General features: G+C 64.9%; 18 protein-coding genes. 7 read left to right on the top strand and 11 right to left on the bottom strand.

Features of this window, described 5'->3' with window-relative positions:
- Positions 1-510 precede the first annotated feature (510 nt).
- The gene (locus BM348_RS11325; protein ID WP_092904925.1) at positions 511-1,704 is read left to right on the top strand and encodes a hypothetical protein; all 1,194 of its coding nucleotides are present in this window, start codon (positions 511-513) and stop codon (positions 1,702-1,704) included.
- Positions 1,705-1,732: 28 nt separating this feature from the next.
- Positions 1,733-1,936, top strand: coding sequence for a hypothetical protein (locus BM348_RS11320; protein ID WP_092904924.1), 204 nt, complete (start codon positions 1,733-1,735; stop codon positions 1,934-1,936).
- Between the two features lie 20 nt (positions 1,937-1,956).
- Here BM348_RS11320 and BM348_RS11315 read toward each other — a convergent pair whose 3' ends face one another.
- Both BM348_RS11315 and BM348_RS11310 read right to left on the bottom strand, forming a co-directional pair.
- Positions 1,957-2,922 (bottom strand): class 1 fructose-bisphosphatase, encoded by a 966-nt coding sequence (locus BM348_RS11315; protein WP_092904923.1) that lies wholly within the window; start codon positions 2,920-2,922, stop codon positions 1,957-1,959.
- The gene (locus tag BM348_RS11310; RefSeq protein WP_092904922.1) at positions 2,919-3,707 is read right to left on the bottom strand and encodes a class I fructose-bisphosphate aldolase; all 789 of its coding nucleotides are present in this window, start codon (positions 3,705-3,707) and stop codon (positions 2,919-2,921) included. Before BM348_RS11310 ends, BM348_RS11315 begins: the two co-directional genes overlap by 4 nt.
- 257 nt (positions 3,708-3,964) lie before the next feature.
- On the opposite strand from BM348_RS11310, the gene BM348_RS21355 reads away from it, so the two are divergent.
- Positions 3,965-4,114: a hypothetical protein gene (locus tag BM348_RS21355; RefSeq protein WP_175507168.1), complete on the top strand. Its 150-nt coding sequence runs from the start codon at positions 3,965-3,967 to the stop codon at positions 4,112-4,114.
- A gap of 126 nt (positions 4,115-4,240) precedes the next feature.
- Here BM348_RS21355 and BM348_RS11305 read toward each other — a convergent pair whose 3' ends face one another.
- Positions 4,241-4,522, bottom strand: coding sequence for a PadR family transcriptional regulator (locus BM348_RS11305; protein WP_092904921.1), 282 nt, complete (start codon positions 4,520-4,522; stop codon positions 4,241-4,243).
- 112 nt (positions 4,523-4,634) lie between these two features.
- Positions 4,635-5,546, bottom strand: coding sequence for a DUF3267 domain-containing protein (locus tag BM348_RS11300; protein WP_092904920.1), 912 nt, complete (start codon positions 5,544-5,546; stop codon positions 4,635-4,637).
- A 134-nt stretch (positions 5,547-5,680) separates the two neighbouring features.
- Here BM348_RS11300 and BM348_RS11295 point away from each other — a divergent pair, with 134 nt between their 5' ends.
- Both BM348_RS11295 and BM348_RS11290 read left to right on the top strand, forming a co-directional pair.
- Entirely contained in the window at positions 5,681-5,998 is a 318-nt protein-coding gene (locus tag BM348_RS11295; protein WP_092904919.1) for a DUF7111 family protein, read from the top strand.
- Positions 5,999-6,160: 162 nt separating this feature from the next.
- Positions 6,161-7,582 (top strand): heme o synthase, encoded by a 1,422-nt coding sequence (locus BM348_RS11290; protein ID WP_092904918.1) that lies wholly within the window; start codon positions 6,161-6,163, stop codon positions 7,580-7,582.
- A 105-nt stretch (positions 7,583-7,687) separates the two neighbouring features.
- On the opposite strand, the gene BM348_RS11285 is transcribed toward BM348_RS11290, so the two are convergent.
- The 4 genes from BM348_RS11285 to mvaD form a co-directional block, all read right to left on the bottom strand.
- Positions 7,688-8,689: an aldo/keto reductase gene (locus BM348_RS11285; protein ID WP_092904917.1), complete on the bottom strand. Its 1,002-nt coding sequence runs from the start codon at positions 8,687-8,689 to the stop codon at positions 7,688-7,690.
- 183 nt (positions 8,690-8,872) lie between these two features.
- Positions 8,873-9,829, bottom strand: a complete 957-nt coding sequence (locus BM348_RS11280; RefSeq protein ID WP_092904916.1) for a TIGR03557 family F420-dependent LLM class oxidoreductase — start codon at positions 9,827-9,829, stop codon at positions 8,873-8,875.
- Between the two features lie 97 nt (positions 9,830-9,926).
- Positions 9,927-10,466: a DUF2243 domain-containing protein gene (locus BM348_RS11275; RefSeq protein ID WP_092904915.1), complete on the bottom strand. Its 540-nt coding sequence runs from the start codon at positions 10,464-10,466 to the stop codon at positions 9,927-9,929.
- Between the two features lie 125 nt (positions 10,467-10,591).
- Complete coding sequence (mvaD, locus tag BM348_RS11270; protein ID WP_092904914.1) at positions 10,592-11,575, bottom strand: phosphomevalonate decarboxylase MvaD; 984 nt, start codon at positions 11,573-11,575, stop codon at positions 10,592-10,594.
- Between the two features lie 177 nt (positions 11,576-11,752).
- Between mvaD and nth the strand changes: the two genes are divergently transcribed.
- On the top strand, positions 11,753-12,436 hold the full coding sequence (nth, locus tag BM348_RS11265) for an endonuclease III (RefSeq protein WP_092904913.1): 684 nt from the start codon (positions 11,753-11,755) through the stop codon (positions 12,434-12,436).
- Positions 12,437-12,539: 103 nt separating this feature from the next.
- Entirely contained in the window at positions 12,540-12,764 is a 225-nt protein-coding gene (locus BM348_RS11260; protein ID WP_092904912.1) for a hypothetical protein, read from the top strand.
- A 45-nt stretch (positions 12,765-12,809) separates the two neighbouring features.
- Here BM348_RS11260 and BM348_RS11255 read toward each other — a convergent pair whose 3' ends face one another.
- From BM348_RS11255 to BM348_RS11245, 3 genes are all read right to left on the bottom strand, one after another.
- Positions 12,810-13,592 carry an NAD(+)/NADH kinase gene (locus BM348_RS11255; protein ID WP_092904911.1) on the bottom strand — a complete coding sequence of 261 codons (783 nt, stop codon included), beginning with the start codon at positions 13,590-13,592 and terminating at the stop codon, positions 12,810-12,812.
- 45 nt (positions 13,593-13,637) lie between these two features.
- Positions 13,638-14,975, bottom strand: coding sequence for a M28 family peptidase (locus tag BM348_RS11250; RefSeq protein ID WP_092904910.1), 1,338 nt, complete (start codon positions 14,973-14,975; stop codon positions 13,638-13,640).
- 173 nt (positions 14,976-15,148) lie between these two features.
- On the bottom strand, positions 15,149-15,955 hold the full coding sequence (locus BM348_RS11245) for a CBS domain-containing protein (RefSeq protein ID WP_092904909.1): 807 nt from the start codon (positions 15,953-15,955) through the stop codon (positions 15,149-15,151).
- Positions 15,956-15,966 lie beyond the last annotated feature (11 nt).

Raw genomic sequence — 15,966 nt, 5'->3', positions numbered from 1 at the left:
CCTGCGACAGATATCTTGAAACCGTTTTCCCTTTTGATGATTAAATAATTAAAGAAATAAATCCTCGGAGTGAAAGGGGAGACGAGCGTTAACTCCCTGTATTCCCGATACGTTTCGGCTCGTCTCCCGCTTCACGACACGGCAGCCGAGGACACGCGTCTCGAGTACGTCGTCGGCCGACCGAACGCAGGTACGAGTTCGTCCGGTCTCGAAGACGCCCGAACAGTGGGGGGAGATCGCGTTCGGGAGCGTCGGGAGGGCAGTCCCCGCGGTCACCAACGCAGGGACACGTATCATTACGGGGACGCCCGACACTATTCTTCGCGTTAAACTATCCATGTTTTATGTATGACTCGAGCCGTATCCGAGAGGGTCGGCTGTGTGCTGGTCGTATGAAGCGGCAGTTGCAGGCAGAAGGTGTATGCCCGTTTTCGTAGTTCGTTCGCACGTACCGTCGCCGCCGCTCTCTTGTCGCCGGGTGAGCGGCCGACATCGCGTCCGTTAGGTTACATGTCGGAAAAAGATACTGAGACCGTCGTTCACCGGCTGTCGACGATTCGCGAGCGATTGGACGCCGGAATGGACCGCCGAGAGTTCGTTCGCACACTCGCAAGCGCCGGGTACGCCGTGGGCATGGCGCAGCTTCTCGGCGTGGACGACTTTCTCGAGACCGACGACGGCGACGTGCCGGTCGTCACCGCGCTGGCTCGAGACCGAACCGACGACCCGTTTTCGCTCGAGAAGCGGACGCGAACGGTCCCGGCCGAGTGGTACGCCGCCGTCGAGAAGGCATTCGAGGTCAACGAGATACTCGCGTCGTCGCGGGTGATGGGCTATCTCGGGAGCGCGGTCGTTCCCGGCGACTACCGGAGCGGGACCGCGTCGGTGACCATCGGCGTCACCGGCGACTCCGGGTTTATCGGCGATCTGATCGGCACCGTCTCCGATAGCCTCGGACTCGAGATCGAACGCTTCGAGGACGAGGAGTTCGAGACGTTCGAGGAGTTCAGAGACGGCGCCGACAGATCGATCCGACAGCCCCGTCTCGCTCGAGACGCCGCGAACGGGACCGCGCCGGGCGGAGTCACCTGCGAAACCGACTCGACCATGGCGACGCTCGGACCTGCGATGTACGACCCCGAATCAGGATCGTCGTTTTTCGTCACCGCAGAGCACGCCTTCGACGACGAAGCGACCGTCGTGGGAGAAGCGCTCACGCTGCCGACGGAAACGGAGGAGTCGTTCGACCTCGGAACCGTTCGCTTCGACCACCCGATCGCGGACATCGTCGCCGTCGAACCGAGCGGTCGCCTCGACCCGATCAACCGAATCGACACGTCGCCGCCGTCGACTATCACCGGCCAGTACACCCGCTGGGGACTCGCCGACCTGCTCGCCCGCGGCGAACCGCTCGAGAAGGTCGGCGCGATGACGGGCCACACGACCGGCGAAATTCAGGGTATCGACGCCGTGACCTGCTTTACCGACAACTTCTGTCGCCACGGACAGATCCGCTGGGGCAGCGAGATGGACCTGATCGACGGCGATAGCGGCTCCGTTAGCTATCACCCGGACCCGGAAGATCCCGAAGAGAGCGTCCTCGTCGCGGGGTTCAACAACGCTCGAACCTGGTGGCCGGGCCAGAGTTACGTCTGGGGTGTCTCGGCCTATCGGGTGAACGAATCGCTGGGGTATCACTTCTGAGTGCAAATCGCTACTTGACAGGACTACGATGACTACCGCACTCACCGAAACGCTGCGGGCCGGCATCCGCCTCCTCGGAGACGCCGTCGTCCTCGGTCTCTGGGTGCTCTTCCTGACGCTTTTGTTTCTCTCGACGGGGTGGCCGATCTGGGCGTTCTACGCGCTGTTATTGGGTGGCGTCGCAGTCTACGTAAGTATCACCGCGTCGTGGTTCGAGTCGGACGACCCGTAAGCGGCGGGACACAGCGGCGTTCACTCGAGCGTCGACTCGAGACGGCCGATCAGGTCGGCGTTGCCGACGTGGACCGGCGTTCGGTCGTGAAGCGACTCCGGCCGAACATCGAGCAGGGATCGGTCGCCGTCCGAGGAGCGCCCGCCCGCTCGTTCGAGGATGTAGCCGATCGGAATCCCCTCGAACTGGAGTCTGAGTTTGCCCGCCGAGCGCGACTCGAGGGCCGGGTACGCGAACACGCCCCCGTAGGTCAGCACCTGGTTGACGTCGGCGATCATCGCGCCGCCGTAGCGGAGTTTCAGTTCGTCTTCGATCGCTCGCGCGTACTCGCGAAAGTCCGCCGGCCAGTCGGGGACGCGCCCGCCGAAGCCGTAGACGACGGGGTCTTCGGGCAGCGTGACGTCGTCGCGGATGACCGTCCGTTCGCCGCCGGTGAGTTCGTACTCGGTGACGCCGCTGTCGTCGGCGACGACCATCGTCGTGATCGGGCCGTAGAGAACGTACCCCGAAGCGATGAGGTCGCGTCCGGCGGCGGGAAGCGTCGCGTCGTAGATCCCGAAGATGGTCCCCATGGCGTTGTTCGACGCCAGATTCGACGAGCCGTCGAGCGGGTCGACGGCGACCGAGACCGTCCGCTCGAGACCGTCGTCGGCGTCCGACGCGCTATCGGATCCGGGCGTCGGCCCGCAGTCGATGCACTTGGCTCGCTCTTCGCTCGCGTACTGGCCGACGGCCGCGAGCGATCCGAGTCGGTCACAGAGCAGTTCGTCCGCGTACACGTCGGCTTCGGCCTGGCTCTCCCCGCTCGGGTTCTCACTCGCGGTTTTTCCGCGGCGGCCGACGAGACCCTGTCGAACGTCGACCGCGGTTCGTGCGACCGTCGAGACGACGGCGTCGACCGCCGCCTCGAGTTCGTCCCCGCCCGACTCGCGTCGGGATTCGGACGAGTCGGTGCCGGCGCGGACGTCGGGGTTCGGGTCGGTCATTCCTCGAGTGCGGCTTCCGCGCTCTCCTCGTCGTAGATGACTTTCTCGAGGGCGTCGAGCAGTTTCGTCGGGTCCTCGCGCTGCCAGACGTTCCGCCCGACCGCCAGCCCGGTACAGCCGGCGTCGACGGCCGCTTCGACCGTCGAGAGGAACTCGTAGTCGGACGTCTTCGAGCCCCCGCTCATGACGACGTTCATGTCTCCTGCGGCTTTGCAGGCGTGTCGCATGGCGTCGGGACTACCCGGGTATTTCACCTTCACGATGTCCGCGCCGACCTCGAGGGCGATGCGAGTCGCGTAGGAGATGGTGCTCGGTTTGGTGTCGTTTTTCAGGCCCTGTCCGCGCGGATACGACCACATGACGACTGGGAGGTCGTGGTCACGGGCGTTCTCCTGTGCGTCTCGGAACTCCTCGAACATCTCCACCTCGTGGTTCGAGCCGCTGTAGACGGTGAATCCGACCGCGTCGGCACCGAGCTCGGCGGCGTACTCGACCGAGCAGTTGACCGGCGAGTCGGGTTCGCCCATCCAGAGGTTCGAGGTGCCGTTTAGCTTCAACAGGAGGTTAACGTCGTCCTCGTAGCTCGGATAGTATCCCTCCGCGATCCCCTTCTGGACGGCCATCGCGGTCACGGCGTCGTGCGTCGCCGTCTCGAAGACGGTCGCCGGGTCGAGTTTCTCGGGCACGTCTTCAAAATCGACCGGCCCGTGTTCTAGGCCGTGGTCCATCGCAAGAATGAGTGATTTGCCGTCGCGGACGATCGGAGAATCGTCGATCGGTATCATCTACGTGGTGGTCCAACAGGCCGCTATAAATCTCTGATGGTCCGGCCGGTCGAAATTATTCTATTCTGTAGTAAATCTCGGTTCAAACGGCCGAATATCGCGTTTTACCGTGGTACGGGAACCCGCCACAGTGACGGCAAAATATGTGGTAAATCATACCTTTGATTCGGTGACTATCACGGTAGCGTGACAATAACAAACCCCGTCCTGCCGATGTGCTCGAGTATGCGCGGACCAACCCGACGCGGTGAGACGGCGTGAGAGACGTTCTGAAAACGGTGCTCTTTCGCCGCTCGAGCGCGATGGTCGTCGAGGAGTGTCGACGCTGTGGCACCACGGTCGGTTCGACCGCGGCGAACTGCCCGGAGTGTGACTGCGAGGAGATCGTCCGCTACACGATTCAGTGACCCCCGATCAGCGGTCAGTGACGCCCTCGTCTCACCAGCCTCGAGACGCGCTGGGGCCTCGTCTCGCACAGTCCCGTCTCATTCGGGTTCGAGACGGGCCAGGACCACGTCTCGTTCGGTCCCACCTCATTCTGTCTCGAGACACGACTCGACCCACCGGACGTGTTCCTCGAGGCGGTCCTCGCCGACCGCGGTCAGCGAGTAGACGTCGGCGAGTCCCTCCGTTCTGGTCTCGACCAGCCCCGCCTCGACCATCGCGGACAGGGTTCCGTAGAACGACGACGGCTCCAGTCGCTCGTCGTAGTGGGACTCGAGGTCGGATTTGAGTTGCTGGCCGCGCCGCTCGCCCTCGGCCGCGAGCAGATAACAGATATCCCGCCGCCGCCCGCTCCGGATCCACTTCGTCATGGGTCTCGTCCGCAGCGAAGGTGCTCTAACGTTACGATTTCTCCCGTCGAAGACAGCCGTAGTCGGGTCCAACCTCGCGCTTTCGGACGGTGTCGAGGTAGCTCGCGGTGATTTACGATCGCAACAGTTCCACACCGCCGACCGTGACCGTCCAGAGAGCTCCGCCGAGGCTCATCGCCGCGAGTATCACCTCGACGCCGATCCGAAGTCTCACCTGCCGGGTTTCGCGGCTGATCTCGTGGGCGAACAGGAACCAGCGACCGTCCGGATCGCCGACGACCACCGTCCCCGTGCCGAGCGCCAGCGAGAGCAGGACCGTTCCGACCATGCCGACGACGAGCAGGACGAGGGTCCCAACCGCGCCGACGAGAAACGCCGAGGCGAGCCTCGAGCGCGCAGTCACCCGGCCCTGAGACGCGCTCGAGCCGTAGATCCCCATCCCCCGCCCGTCCGGCGCTCGATCCGGCAGCGGACCGACGCGGACGCCCTCCGGGAAACGGACGAGGATCGAGGCCATCCAGAGGTCGCCGATCGAACCCGCGGCGTTGGCGGCGAGAGCGACGACGAGTACGGGCGATGGATACGCGCTCATCACCAGCACGCCGAGTGCCGAGATGCCGATGACGGGAGCGAGCAAGACGGCGAGCATCTGGTCGCGCGTGTAGCCGCCGTCGGAATCGGCGTAGGCGTAGGGAACGATGACGTGAGAGAGCCCGAACCCGTACGTCGGCTCCCTCCCGAAGGCGCTCATCGCGAGCCCGTGAATCGCTTCGTGGAGCGCGATGACGAGCGCGACGAGCAGCCCGAAGCCGCCGAGGAACTCGAGCGTCGTCGGGTGTGCGGAGATCGGGAGCACGATCGGCTCGAGCGGACGGCCTCGGAGCCAGGCGCGAACGCCCGCGAACAGGTAGCCGAACGCGAAGAAGCCGATCGTCGAGACGACGACCCACTGAGCCGCGACTGTCCGCGTCACTCGGAACGTCTCGAGGGTGTGGAGGGAACCGGCTGACTCCTCGGCGCTCACTGCACACTCACGAGGGGCATTCTCCAGTGAAGTGACAAAGCGATGTCGATCCGGCGCGGAATCACCCGACTGGTTCGACTCGGACCGGCCGTCGAAACCGATACTCTTCCGTTCGTCGACGCTCGAGAGAGGGTATGACAGACGAGGAACGAACGGCGACTAGCGACGAGCGAACGGCGACCAGCAATGGGATTACGGCGACCTATCGCGAGACCGAAAGTGAGCGGCTCCTCGAGTTCAGTTCCGACGCCGCTGCGGACGGTCGGGCCACGGCTGCGGTGGCACAGAACCGCGAGGGATACGCCATGCTGAAGGTTCGGCCCACCGCGACGGGGGACGAACTCGAGCGCTACTACGGCTTCGAGATGGCGCTGGACCACGTGGGGGAGCTACTCGGCGTCTCGCCCCACGAGTTGCCGGTTCCGGACGCGGCGGCCGATATGGGGATGTGAGTCTGTCGATGGTGTCCGTCGGTGAAGTCACGTTGATCGAACGCCCTCGTGTCGTCGACGATCCGGGTGAACATGTTCGTTCGAATCGAGGCAACGGTACGCTCGAATGGCAGAAAGCGGGACGCATAAGTACACAGAGGCGAAGTTCGATGTAACGACACCGTGGCATCCGATTCCTATCCCTGGCCGATCGAGACCCAGCGGCGATTCTCAGCACTGCTAGCCGGGACTGCCCTCGGGATCTATCTGCTCTTGATCATCGGTGCCACGACCTCGATTACGAACGCCGCGACGACCTGCTCGACGTGGCCGCTCTGTAGCGCTCCCGTCGATCCGGTGAGCCAGACGGAACTGGCTATCGTCTGGGGACACCGACTCACGGCGGCCGTCGTCGGCGCGCTGGCCGCGATCACCGTCGCAGCCGCCGTCGCCGGCGACGCCTCGCGTCGGGTCACCGCGGTGCTGGTCGTTTCGTTCGTGCTCTATCTGATTCAGATCGGCGTCGGTGCCGTCACGGCGACCGTCGGCTCCGCGGCGATTCTCCCTGGCCTCCACCTCGGACTCGGGATCGCCATCTTCTCGATCGTCGTTCTCGCACTCGCCTGGGACCTAGAGCGGACGACGGGCAGCGACGACGACGCGATCGAGTCGCCACCGGAGCCCGAGCCAATCGACCCCGCCGCAGTACCGGAGCGAACACTTCCGACGGGTCGACTCGAGCGCGCCCGCTTGACCGCCTTCGCGTACTTCAAGATGATGAAGCCGCGGCTGATGTGGCTGCTCTGTCTCGTCGCGGCGGCGGGGATGGCGCTCGCGGCGGGCCGGGATCTCGAGGTCGGAACCATCGTCGCCACGCTCGGTGGCGGCGTGCTCTCGATCGGCGCGTCGGGGACGTTCAACCACGTGTTAGAGCGCGACATCGACCAGAAGATGTCCCGGACGGCCGACCGTCCGCTCGCGACCGATCTGATCCCTGTCCGGCGAGCGCTGGCGTTCGGCGCGTTCTTGACGGCTGCGTCGGTGGGCATCTTTCTGACGATCAACGCGCTCGCCGCGGCGCTCGGGCTGGCCGCGATCCTCTTTTACAGCGTGGTCTACACCCTGCTGTTGAAGCCCAACACGGTCCAGAACACCGTCATCGGCGGCCTGGCTGGCGCGTTGCCCGCCCTCATCGGCTGGGCTGCGGTGACCAACGCGGTCGAACTGCCGGCGCTCGCGCTGGCGGGGGTCATCTTCCTCTGGACGCCCGCCCACTTCTATAACCTCGCGCTGGCCTACCGCGACGACTACGCTCGAGGCGGGTTCCCGATGATGCCCGTCGTTCGCGGCGAGACCGAGACCCGGAAACACATCATCTACTACATCGCGGCGACGCTGCTGGGAACCATTGGGCTCGCCTGGATCACCGACCTCGGCGCGCTGTACGCGGCGACGGTCGCCGTCTTCGGCGGCATCTTCCTCTGGACGGCGGTCAGGCTCCACTTCGAGCAGAGCGAGACCGCCGCGTTTCGATCCTTCCACGCGTCCAACGCCTTCCTCGGAGCCGTCCTCGTCGCCGTGCTCGTCGACGCGCTCGCGCTGTAGGCCGACAGAACCGCTCTGATTCCCGCGACAACTCTGGGTAGAGCGCCAGCGTAGTCTTCGGTAGCACAGCCACGATCCCCGATCGGCGAAAGAAACAGCCCCCGCTTACGACTCCGCCTCGCCGCGAGCGCCGTCGATCCGATCAAACTGCTCGTCGGAGAGTTCGACCTCGACCGCGCCGACGTTCTCCGCGAGTTGGTCGGGCGTTCTCGCGCCGACGATCGGGATGCAGGTGAACTCGCTCTGGTCCATGAGCCAGCGAAGCGACACCTGCGCCGGCGAGGCCCCGACTTCGTCCGCAACGTCCTCGACGGTCTCGAGGACGTCCCAGGCCTGCTCGGTCGCGTAATAGTCGTCGAACATGTCGTCGAGACTGCCCCGCGAGCCGTCGGGGGCGATGACCGAGCCATCGTCGGCGCGGTCGTACTTGCCGGTGAGGAAGCCGCCGCCCAGCGGTGAGTACGGACAGACGGCGAGGTCCTGATCCGCACAGACCTCGAGGTACTCTGCGACGGTGTCGTACTGGGCCGCGTTGACCATCGGCTGAGTCACGTCGAACCGCTGTAGCCCCTCGACGTCGCTGGTCCAGAGTGCCTTGGTGAGCTGCCAGGCGGCCATGCTCGAGGCCCCGAGATAGTTGACCTTCCCTTCGTCGACGAGGGCCGTCAGCGTCTCTAAGGTCTCCTGAATCGGCGTGTCCTCGTCCCAGCGGTGGATGTAGTACAGGTCGAGGTAGTCGGTTCCCAGTCGATCGAGCGTGCCTTCGATCTGGGCGCGGATGTGCTTGCGCCCGAGTCCGGAGTCGTTCGGGCCGGGTTCGCCCCAGCCGTCGAACGGGAAGTAGACCTTCGAGGCGATGACGTAGTCCTCGCGCGAGCGGTCCTCGAGCCACTCGCCGATCCACTTCTCGCTCTTTCCGTTCGGATCGCCGTAGACGTTCGCCGTGTCGATGAAGTTGATGCCGTGCTCGCTCGCGGCGTCGAGCAGGTCGTGGGCTTCCTCCCGGTCGGTTTCGACGACGCCGCCGGTTTCCCGACCGAATCGCCACGTTCCGAAACAGAGCCTCGAGACCGTCGTACCCGTGTCGCCGAGTGTCGTATACTCCATGGGCTCGATTCGGCGTCGACCGACAAAACGCATTGGGAAGCGGCGAGGGTGCGTTCGATCGGGCAGCGGTGGTTTTCCGCCGCTCGCATCCCTCGAGAACTCGAACGGAGCTGGGCCGATGGAGCTCGAACGGAGCCTGGCCGACGCAGGGTCGCGCCGACGAGGAGACGCGCTGCCGCGGATTCAGGAGAACGAAGGGAGGACCTCCTCCGCGTAGAACTCGATGGCGTCGTCCTGTTCGGGGCCGATCTGGTGGACGTAGACGTGATCGTAACCGGCCTCGATCGCCTGTTCGATGCTGTCGATGTGGGCCTGCGGGTCCGGATCGGTGACGGTCGACCCCTCGGCGACGTCCTCGCGCTCGACCATCGTCGCGGCCTGCTGGAAGTGTGCTGGCGTCGGCAGTTCCTGGCCGAGTTCGCCGGGGATGGAGCCGTTCGGCCAGTACTCGTAGACGGTGTCGACCGCCTCGTCTTCGGTCGCCGCATAACAGCAGTGAAGCTGGGCGTACTTCGGCCCCTCGCCGCCGGCGCCCTCATAGGCGTCGACGACCTCCGCTCGCGGCCCGGAAGTCCAGAGGCCGTCTCCGTCCTCCCCGGCGAACTGCGCAGTTTCCGGACCGAACGCGGAAACGACGATCTCGGGAATTTCCTCCGGAACCGTGTACAGACGAGCGTTCTCCGCGGTGAAGTACTCGCCGTGGTGGCTCGTGTTCTCGCCCGCCCAGAGCGCCCGCATGAGCGCCATGGCCTCGGCGAGCATCTCGAGGCGAACGTCGTGTTCCGGCCACTTCTCGCCGGTGACGTGTTCGTTTAAGTTCTCGCCCGTTCCGACGGCGAAGGTGAACCGATCGTCGGCCATGACCTGTGTCGTCGCGACCGCGTGTGCGACGTTGACCGGATGGATTCGAACGATCGGGCACGTGACGCCGACGCCGAACTCGATTTCGTCCGTCCGCCGGGCCAGTGCGCCAAGCACCGACCAGACGAACGGCGACTCGCCCTGCGCGGAGACCCACGGGTGGAAGTGATCGGAGATGGACAGGAAGTCGAAACCGACCTCCTCGGCGTGAACGGCGTAGTCGACGAGTTCGTTCGGCCCGTGTTCCTCGCTCGAGAGCGTGAATCCGAGTTCGACCATGAAAACCCAGTAGGACGAACGCGGGGCTGATGGTTGGCCCTGCGAACGAAAGGTCGCCGGGGACCGGACGAGCTCTCCATGGGCCTCCAACAGCACGCTATTCTCCCTGTCCGGCCTCCGCCGGCGTGCGCTCGAGCGATTGCACTCCGGTTCCGCGACGGACGACAGCGTAGCCCACGACGATGAACAGCCCACCCCAGAGCAGAAATCCGAGGTCCCAGAGGAGCACGCTTCCGGGACCGGCCGGCCAGACGTGGTGAATCCCGAGGAGGTGGTGGTTGACGAGCCCTTCGATCACGTTGAACAGCCCCCAGCCGAGGATCACCGATCCGAACAGCGCCCGGCCGGATTTGGGGACGCCGGGTCGCCCCCACGCTCGCCACAGCAGGACGATCCCGAGTACGGTGAAGACGTACGTTCCGACGTGGAAGAACCCGTCGGCCATCACGTTCAACTCGAGGTTCCCCGCGACGGCCGGGTCGGCGTGCGAGGAGACCATATGGTGCCACTGGAGGATCTGATGGATGACGATGCCGTCGAAAAACCCGCCGAGTCCCATTCCGAGGACCACGCCGGCCGTGACGAGCGGTTTCACTCGTTGTGGAAGCCCCATCCACGCTCCCGTCTGATCGCTCATGGCTCGAGTACGGGAAGCGCGGGGATAGCGATGCTGCCGGCGTATTCCCGGGTGCCCGCGAGCTATCACAGTGCCGTCTTTCGTGCTCGAGACCTGTCCAGCGGCCGAGGGTCGACGCTCGAGAGTCAGAACAACTGTTCGTCGGCGTCGAGGATCTTCGCGGGGCCGCCGACGCCCCAGACCATCGTCTCGACGCCGCAGTCTGCGACTTCCGATTCGACGCGGTCGACGTGTTCTTCGGTCGTATTTACGTAGACGCTCGCGCCGGTGTCGGTCGAGAAGTAGACCGGAACGCCTTCTTCCTCGCGGAGCGCCCGAACGCGGTTGAAGATCTCGAGCGTCGCCGGCTGCCAGTACACCCAGCCCGAGGGGCCGGTCATCGTCGTCGCGGCCAGCGACAGCGAGTCGTGCTCGGCGAGTTCGAACGCGGCGTCGAAGTCGTCGTTTCGGAGCGCGTCGCGCATCTCCGCGATCTGGCCGTGGATGTGCGCGTTACGCGCCTGAAACATGTGACTGTCGGCGGCCTCGTCGTGGGCGTCTTCGGTTTCTTTGTGGTAGGGCACGAGGCCGACGACCGTCCTGAGTTCGTCCTCGAGTCCCGTCTCGATGCGCCGGGATCGACAGTCCTCGTCGTTCAACCCCGTGTACAGTTGCGAGAACGCGCCGGTCACCGCTCGCGATGCAGACGCTGATCCGACGCGGGCGATCGTCGAAATCTCCTCTCGATCCGCGTCGATGCCGGCGGCTTCCGAAAGCGCCATCGCCGCGGCGGCGAATCCCGACGAGGACGACCCGAGTCCGACGTTCGTCTGGAAGTCGTTCTCGCTCACCAATCGAACCGGCTGTTCGGCGCGGTCCGAGTCGGCTTTCGATCGAACCTTCTCGAGGACCGCGTCGACGCGCTCGGCGGCACGCCCATCGAGTTCCTCGCCGTCGACGACGAAGGTGTCCTCGTCGTACTCCGCCGAGAACTCGGCCGTCGTCTTGGTGTGACTCGGCGCGGTACAGACGCTGATGCTGTCGTGGTACGGAAGCCGCTCGACGTCGTCGCGCATCCCGTGGTATTTGACCAGCCCCTGAATCGGGTGTGCCAAAGCCGTGGCTTTCATACCCAGACTGGCGAGTACCGGCCGCTTAAAGGTCACGGGATGGTGCTGTCGTGTCTCTCTTTCGTCACGGTATCGCCAGCGAACGCACCCTCACACGCGACGACGAGCACGGCCAACCATCGATTTGACCGGATCGCAAATCCGAACGCTGAAAGCCCGACAGTCCAAGCGGAGGCTATGGGAACGCCACGTGAGACGCGGACCGAGCAGGCCGCAGAAATCGTCGACCGGTTGGAGGAAACCTACCCCGACTCGACGATTTCGCTTCGGTACTCGAACCGACTCGAGTTGTTGATCGCGGTCATCCTCTCTGCCCAGTGTACGGACGAACGGGTCAACAAGGAAACCGAGCCGCTGTTCGAGACCTACGACGGCCCGGAAGACTACGCGAACGCGCCCCAGGAGGAACTCGCCGAGGCGCTGAACTCGATCACCTACTACAACAACAAGGCAGAGTACATTCGCAACGCCTGTGAGAAAATCGTCGAGGAACACGACGGCGAGGTTCCGGACACGATGAGCGAGCTCACCGACCTGCCGGGCGTCGGGAGGAAGACGGCGAACGTGGTGCTCCAGCACGGCCACGACATCGTCGAGGGAATCGTCGTCGACACGCACGTCCAGCGGCTCTCGAGACGGCTGGGGCTCACCGAGGAGAGCTATCCCGAACGCATCGAGGAGGCTCTGATCGAAATCGTCCCCGAGGACGACTGGCAGCAGTTCACCCACCTGTGTATCGACCACGGGCGAGCGATCTGTTCCGCGCAGAACCCCGATTGCGGCGACTGCGTGCTCGCCGACATCTGTCCGTCCGAGAAAGGCGACAGCGAGATCGACCTGGCGTCGGGCGAACCCTGGTAACGTCTCCGTGCTACCGTCGTCGCTCGAGACACAGCCGGCTTGCGTGTTCCGGCCACGCGCTTTTGTTCGAACTCCAGTTACCCCATCACAGGAGGTGACCTGTATGTCCGAAAAAGACGAACACGGTCGAGACGTCGAACTGGCCAAAGAGGACACGACGGCCGACGAAGACGAGGAACTCACCGAAGAGGAAAAGGAGGCCCGAGAACGGCGAGACGAGGAACAGCGCCGGCAGGATATCGAACACAAGTCGGTCGAACGCGAGAACGAGGCGCTGGAGCAGGAAAATCCCGACAACCACCGGGACGAAGAGCCTCACACCAGCTAAGAGGAGGCTCGTCCATCCAACCGCTGGGTCCCGAGCATCAGCCCGCTATTCGTCCGGAATTACGAGCGTCGAGAGCGATCCGTCCGCGGTGATGTGGACAGGTGTGTCGACGGTGATCGTCTCGAGCGTTCGCCCGTCGACCGACACCGCGACGGCGCTCTCGTCGCGTTCGACCGAGAGGACGAGGTCGTCGTTTGGGAGGACCCAACGATCGGTGTGGGTGTCGAACGGTGCGATCGGCGCTGCGACCACGGCCTCGACCGCCGCTGAGAGTATCGGTCCGTCGACGGCGTTCGCGTAGCCGCGACTGCCGGCCGGCGTCGCGACGACGACGCCGTCGGCGCGAAACCGATCGATCGATTCTCCCCGACTCTCGATACTGTACTCGGAAATTCGGGCCGGTTCGTCGGTCGCGAGTGTGACGTCCCAGAGCGCTCGATGACGCTGTCGGTCGCCGATCTCAACTGCGAGAACCGGGTGGACGCGAACGCGCGCATCGCCCTCGAGCAGCGTTCTGACCGCGTCTGTCAAACCGTCCGGTCGTGGCCCCTCGGTTTCGGGACGACAGCCGACCGGGAGGACGGGTGCGTCGGCGCACGCTCCCGACTGCAGGAGCTCGAACAGCGCTGCGTCGCCGAGTGCGACGACGAAAGACGGGTCCGCCCCACAGACCGTCTCGACCGCACCGGGGACGACCGATCCGTCGTATTCTGCGAGGATGCCCTCGAGTGACTCCTCGAGCGAGGGCTCGCCTGCCGACGAATCGGGGTCCGTACCGACGATGCCGACGAGCGGCTCGTCGCCCGCAGTCCACGCGGCGGATTCCATAGCCGTCAGTTCCCGCGGCCCGACCAAAAACGTGCGGATGTGCGTTCAGTTCCCGTCGCCGTCGTACGGCCAGTCGCCGGTTATCCGCATCCCCTCGGCCAGACCCTGTTCCTCGAGATCGGCGGCGATCGCGTCGGGGGCGCGGTGATCGATCGCGACCTCGTCGCTGGCGAGGTGGACGACGAGTTCGGTCAACAACACGGCCTGTTCGCGCAGCGTTCGCTTCTCGAGTTTCTCGAGCGTGTCGGCGTAGGTGTGGCCCCATCCCCGGCCGACCTCGTCGGACGTGCTTTTGACGTGATAGCCCGGCACGCCCCACTGGACGAACGGCCAGTGATCGCTGTGCGGGCCGAGGCCGGGGTCCGTCTCGATCGGGTGGTCGAACCGATCCGAAACCGTCTCTGCCGCGGACTCGAGGCCGTCGAACCCGTGACAGGTGAGCGAGAGCGTTCGATCGCCGACGACGCCGTCGTTGTTGACGACGGCAACGATGTCGTCGTGGGTAGCTTGCTCGGCGTAGTGTTCCGACCCGACGAGCCCGACCTCCTCCGCGCCGTAGGCGACGAACTCCACTCGCGTCTCGAGGTCGTCCTCGCGCCGAGAGAGGGCGTTCGCCAGTTCGATGACCATGGCGGTCCCCGCACCGTTGTCGAGGGCCCCTTCGGCGATGTCGTGTGCGTCGACGTGGCTCGTCACGAGAACGCGCTCGTCCGTTTCGGGGCCGAGTTCGGCGTGGACGTTCTGGCTCGTCGCGTCGCCGATGTCGGCTTCGACCTCGATCGCGATCTCTTCGCCGTCGAACCGGCGAGCGAGTCGCGCGCCGAGCTCGCTCGAGACGCCCAGCGCCGGGATCTCCCCGATCGGATCGGCCGGCGTTCCGACGCTTCCGGTCGGCGGCAGACAGCCTTCGACGTGGTTTCGGTAGATGAACCCGACCGCACCGCTGTCGACCGCGTGGTAGTACTTCTCTCGCCGGTGAACGTAGCGCTCGTAGTGGTCCGGAACGTCGCTTCTGACCATGACGATCTTCCCGTCTATATCCGTCTCGGCGAACGATTCCGGGAGCCCGTATCCGAGGTCGACCAGTTCGGCGGTGGCGGTCGCCGACGGACTCCGCGGGAGCGCGATCGAGGCGTGCTCGAGGCCGAGCGACGACGAGGACTGTTCGCTCCGAATCGAACTTTCGCCGCGGGTCCACCCCTGCACGTCAAACGACTCGAGGCGCGCGTTTCGCGCGCCGGCGCTGGCGAGCGCCCCCCGCGTCCGTTCCGCGGCCTCGCGCTCGCCGTCGCTGCCCGCCATCCGAGACCCGATGTCGACTAGTTCCTCGAGATGATTCCAGCCGGCGTCGCTCGTGAACGTCTCACCGATCCACGTGCTCATGGCGACGGCTACGCACTCGAGGGTGTAATCCTTCGGGAATCGTCGATGCGAGTGAGTATCCTTCGAGAATCGTCACCGTGGGAGAGAGTCCGTCGAGAATCGCTGACGCGAATCGGCTGTCGTCGCGTCCCGCGGTCGCGTGGTCGAGAGTGCGCTACGGTTTCACCCTCCGTCTACTCGTCGTCGGGCTGTAATCGTTCGGTCGTCTCGACGAGCGGGTGGCGCGCGTAGTCGACGACGTCGATGTCGCCGATCCCCTCGAGGTCTTCCTTTGCCGCCGTCTTCGCCATTCCGAGGTCGATCTCTCGGTCCGTCACGATGACGTACGCGTCCATTTCGTCGATCGATAACCGGTCTGCAGCGAGCACTCGATGATGCCCGTCGGCGAGCAGCAACGTGCCGTCGTTATCGATGACGACGAGCGGTTCGGCCAACCCGTTCTCGAGTTCGTACCGTCGTCCCTCGAGTTCGTCGGCGTAGACCCGTCCCTGGGTCGGGATCAGGTCGGCCAGCGGAACCGTCCGTCGCTCCTGTGTGAGGTCGATTTCGTGGATCTGCTCTAAGGTCCGGATCAGCTTCCCGACTTTCTCGGGGGTGGCCCGCTCGATCTGGCTCCGGATCACGTCGGCGTTCGAAACGATCCCCACGAGGTTGCCGGCGTCGTCGACGACGGGCAGTTTCTGGATTCCCGACCGCAGGATGACTCGGGCGGCATCGGTCAGTTTCATCTCGGGATGGGCGACCAGAATATCGGTCGTCATCACCTTGAAAATCGGCTCGTTGTCGTCGGCCAACAGGAGATCCCGCGCGCTGATGAACCCTTCGACCCGACGCCGGTCACAGACCGGAAAGCCGCTGTGCTCGTCGCTCTCGGCGATCCGCGATGCGACATCGTAGACGGTCGAATCGGGCGATACCGTTTCGACCTCTCGTGTCATGTACTCTTTGACCGGCGGTTTCCCCTCCGGAACAACGTCCATACGCGTTCGTT

Origin of the sequence: Halostagnicola kamekurae, assembly GCF_900116205.1 — an archaeon.
Lineage (GTDB): Archaea > Halobacteriota > Halobacteria > Halobacteriales > Natrialbaceae > Halostagnicola > Halostagnicola kamekurae.
Note: the sequence above shows the minus strand (reverse complement) of the source record. Positions and strands in the feature narration are given on the sequence as shown.

Bases quoted from the DNA above. Each gene is read 5' to 3' on its own strand.
- BM348_RS11325 (WP_092904925.1), top strand. From the start codon at position 511: ATGTCGGAAAAAGATACTGAGACCGTCGTTCACCGGCTGTCGACGATT.
- BM348_RS11320 (WP_092904924.1), top strand. From the start codon at position 1,733: ATGACTACCGCACTCACCGAAACGCTGCGGGCCGGCATCCGCCTCCTC.
- BM348_RS11315 (WP_092904923.1), bottom strand. From the start codon at position 2,922: ATGACCGACCCGAACCCCGACGTCCGCGCCGGCACCGACTCGTCCGAA.
- BM348_RS11310 (WP_092904922.1), bottom strand. From the start codon at position 3,707: ATGATACCGATCGACGATTCTCCGATCGTCCGCGACGGCAAATCACTC.
- BM348_RS11305 (WP_092904921.1), bottom strand. From the start codon at position 4,522: ATGACGAAGTGGATCCGGAGCGGGCGGCGGCGGGATATCTGTTATCTG.
- BM348_RS11295 (WP_092904919.1), top strand. From the start codon at position 5,681: ATGACAGACGAGGAACGAACGGCGACTAGCGACGAGCGAACGGCGACC.
- BM348_RS11285 (WP_092904917.1), bottom strand. From the start codon at position 8,689: ATGGAGTATACGACACTCGGCGACACGGGTACGACGGTCTCGAGGCTC.
- BM348_RS11280 (WP_092904916.1), bottom strand. From the start codon at position 9,829: ATGGTCGAACTCGGATTCACGCTCTCGAGCGAGGAACACGGGCCGAAC.
- BM348_RS11275 (WP_092904915.1), bottom strand. From the start codon at position 10,466: ATGAGCGATCAGACGGGAGCGTGGATGGGGCTTCCACAACGAGTGAAA.
- mvaD (WP_092904914.1), bottom strand. From the start codon at position 11,575: ATGAAAGCCACGGCTTTGGCACACCCGATTCAGGGGCTGGTCAAATAC.
- nth (WP_092904913.1), top strand. From the start codon at position 11,753: ATGGGAACGCCACGTGAGACGCGGACCGAGCAGGCCGCAGAAATCGTC.
- BM348_RS11260 (WP_092904912.1), top strand. From the start codon at position 12,540: ATGTCCGAAAAAGACGAACACGGTCGAGACGTCGAACTGGCCAAAGAG.
- BM348_RS11255 (WP_092904911.1), bottom strand. From the start codon at position 13,592: ATGGAATCCGCCGCGTGGACTGCGGGCGACGAGCCGCTCGTCGGCATC.
- BM348_RS11250 (WP_092904910.1), bottom strand. From the start codon at position 14,975: ATGAGCACGTGGATCGGTGAGACGTTCACGAGCGACGCCGGCTGGAAT.
- BM348_RS11245 (WP_092904909.1), bottom strand. From the start codon at position 15,955: ATGGACGTTGTTCCGGAGGGGAAACCGCCGGTCAAAGAGTACATGACA.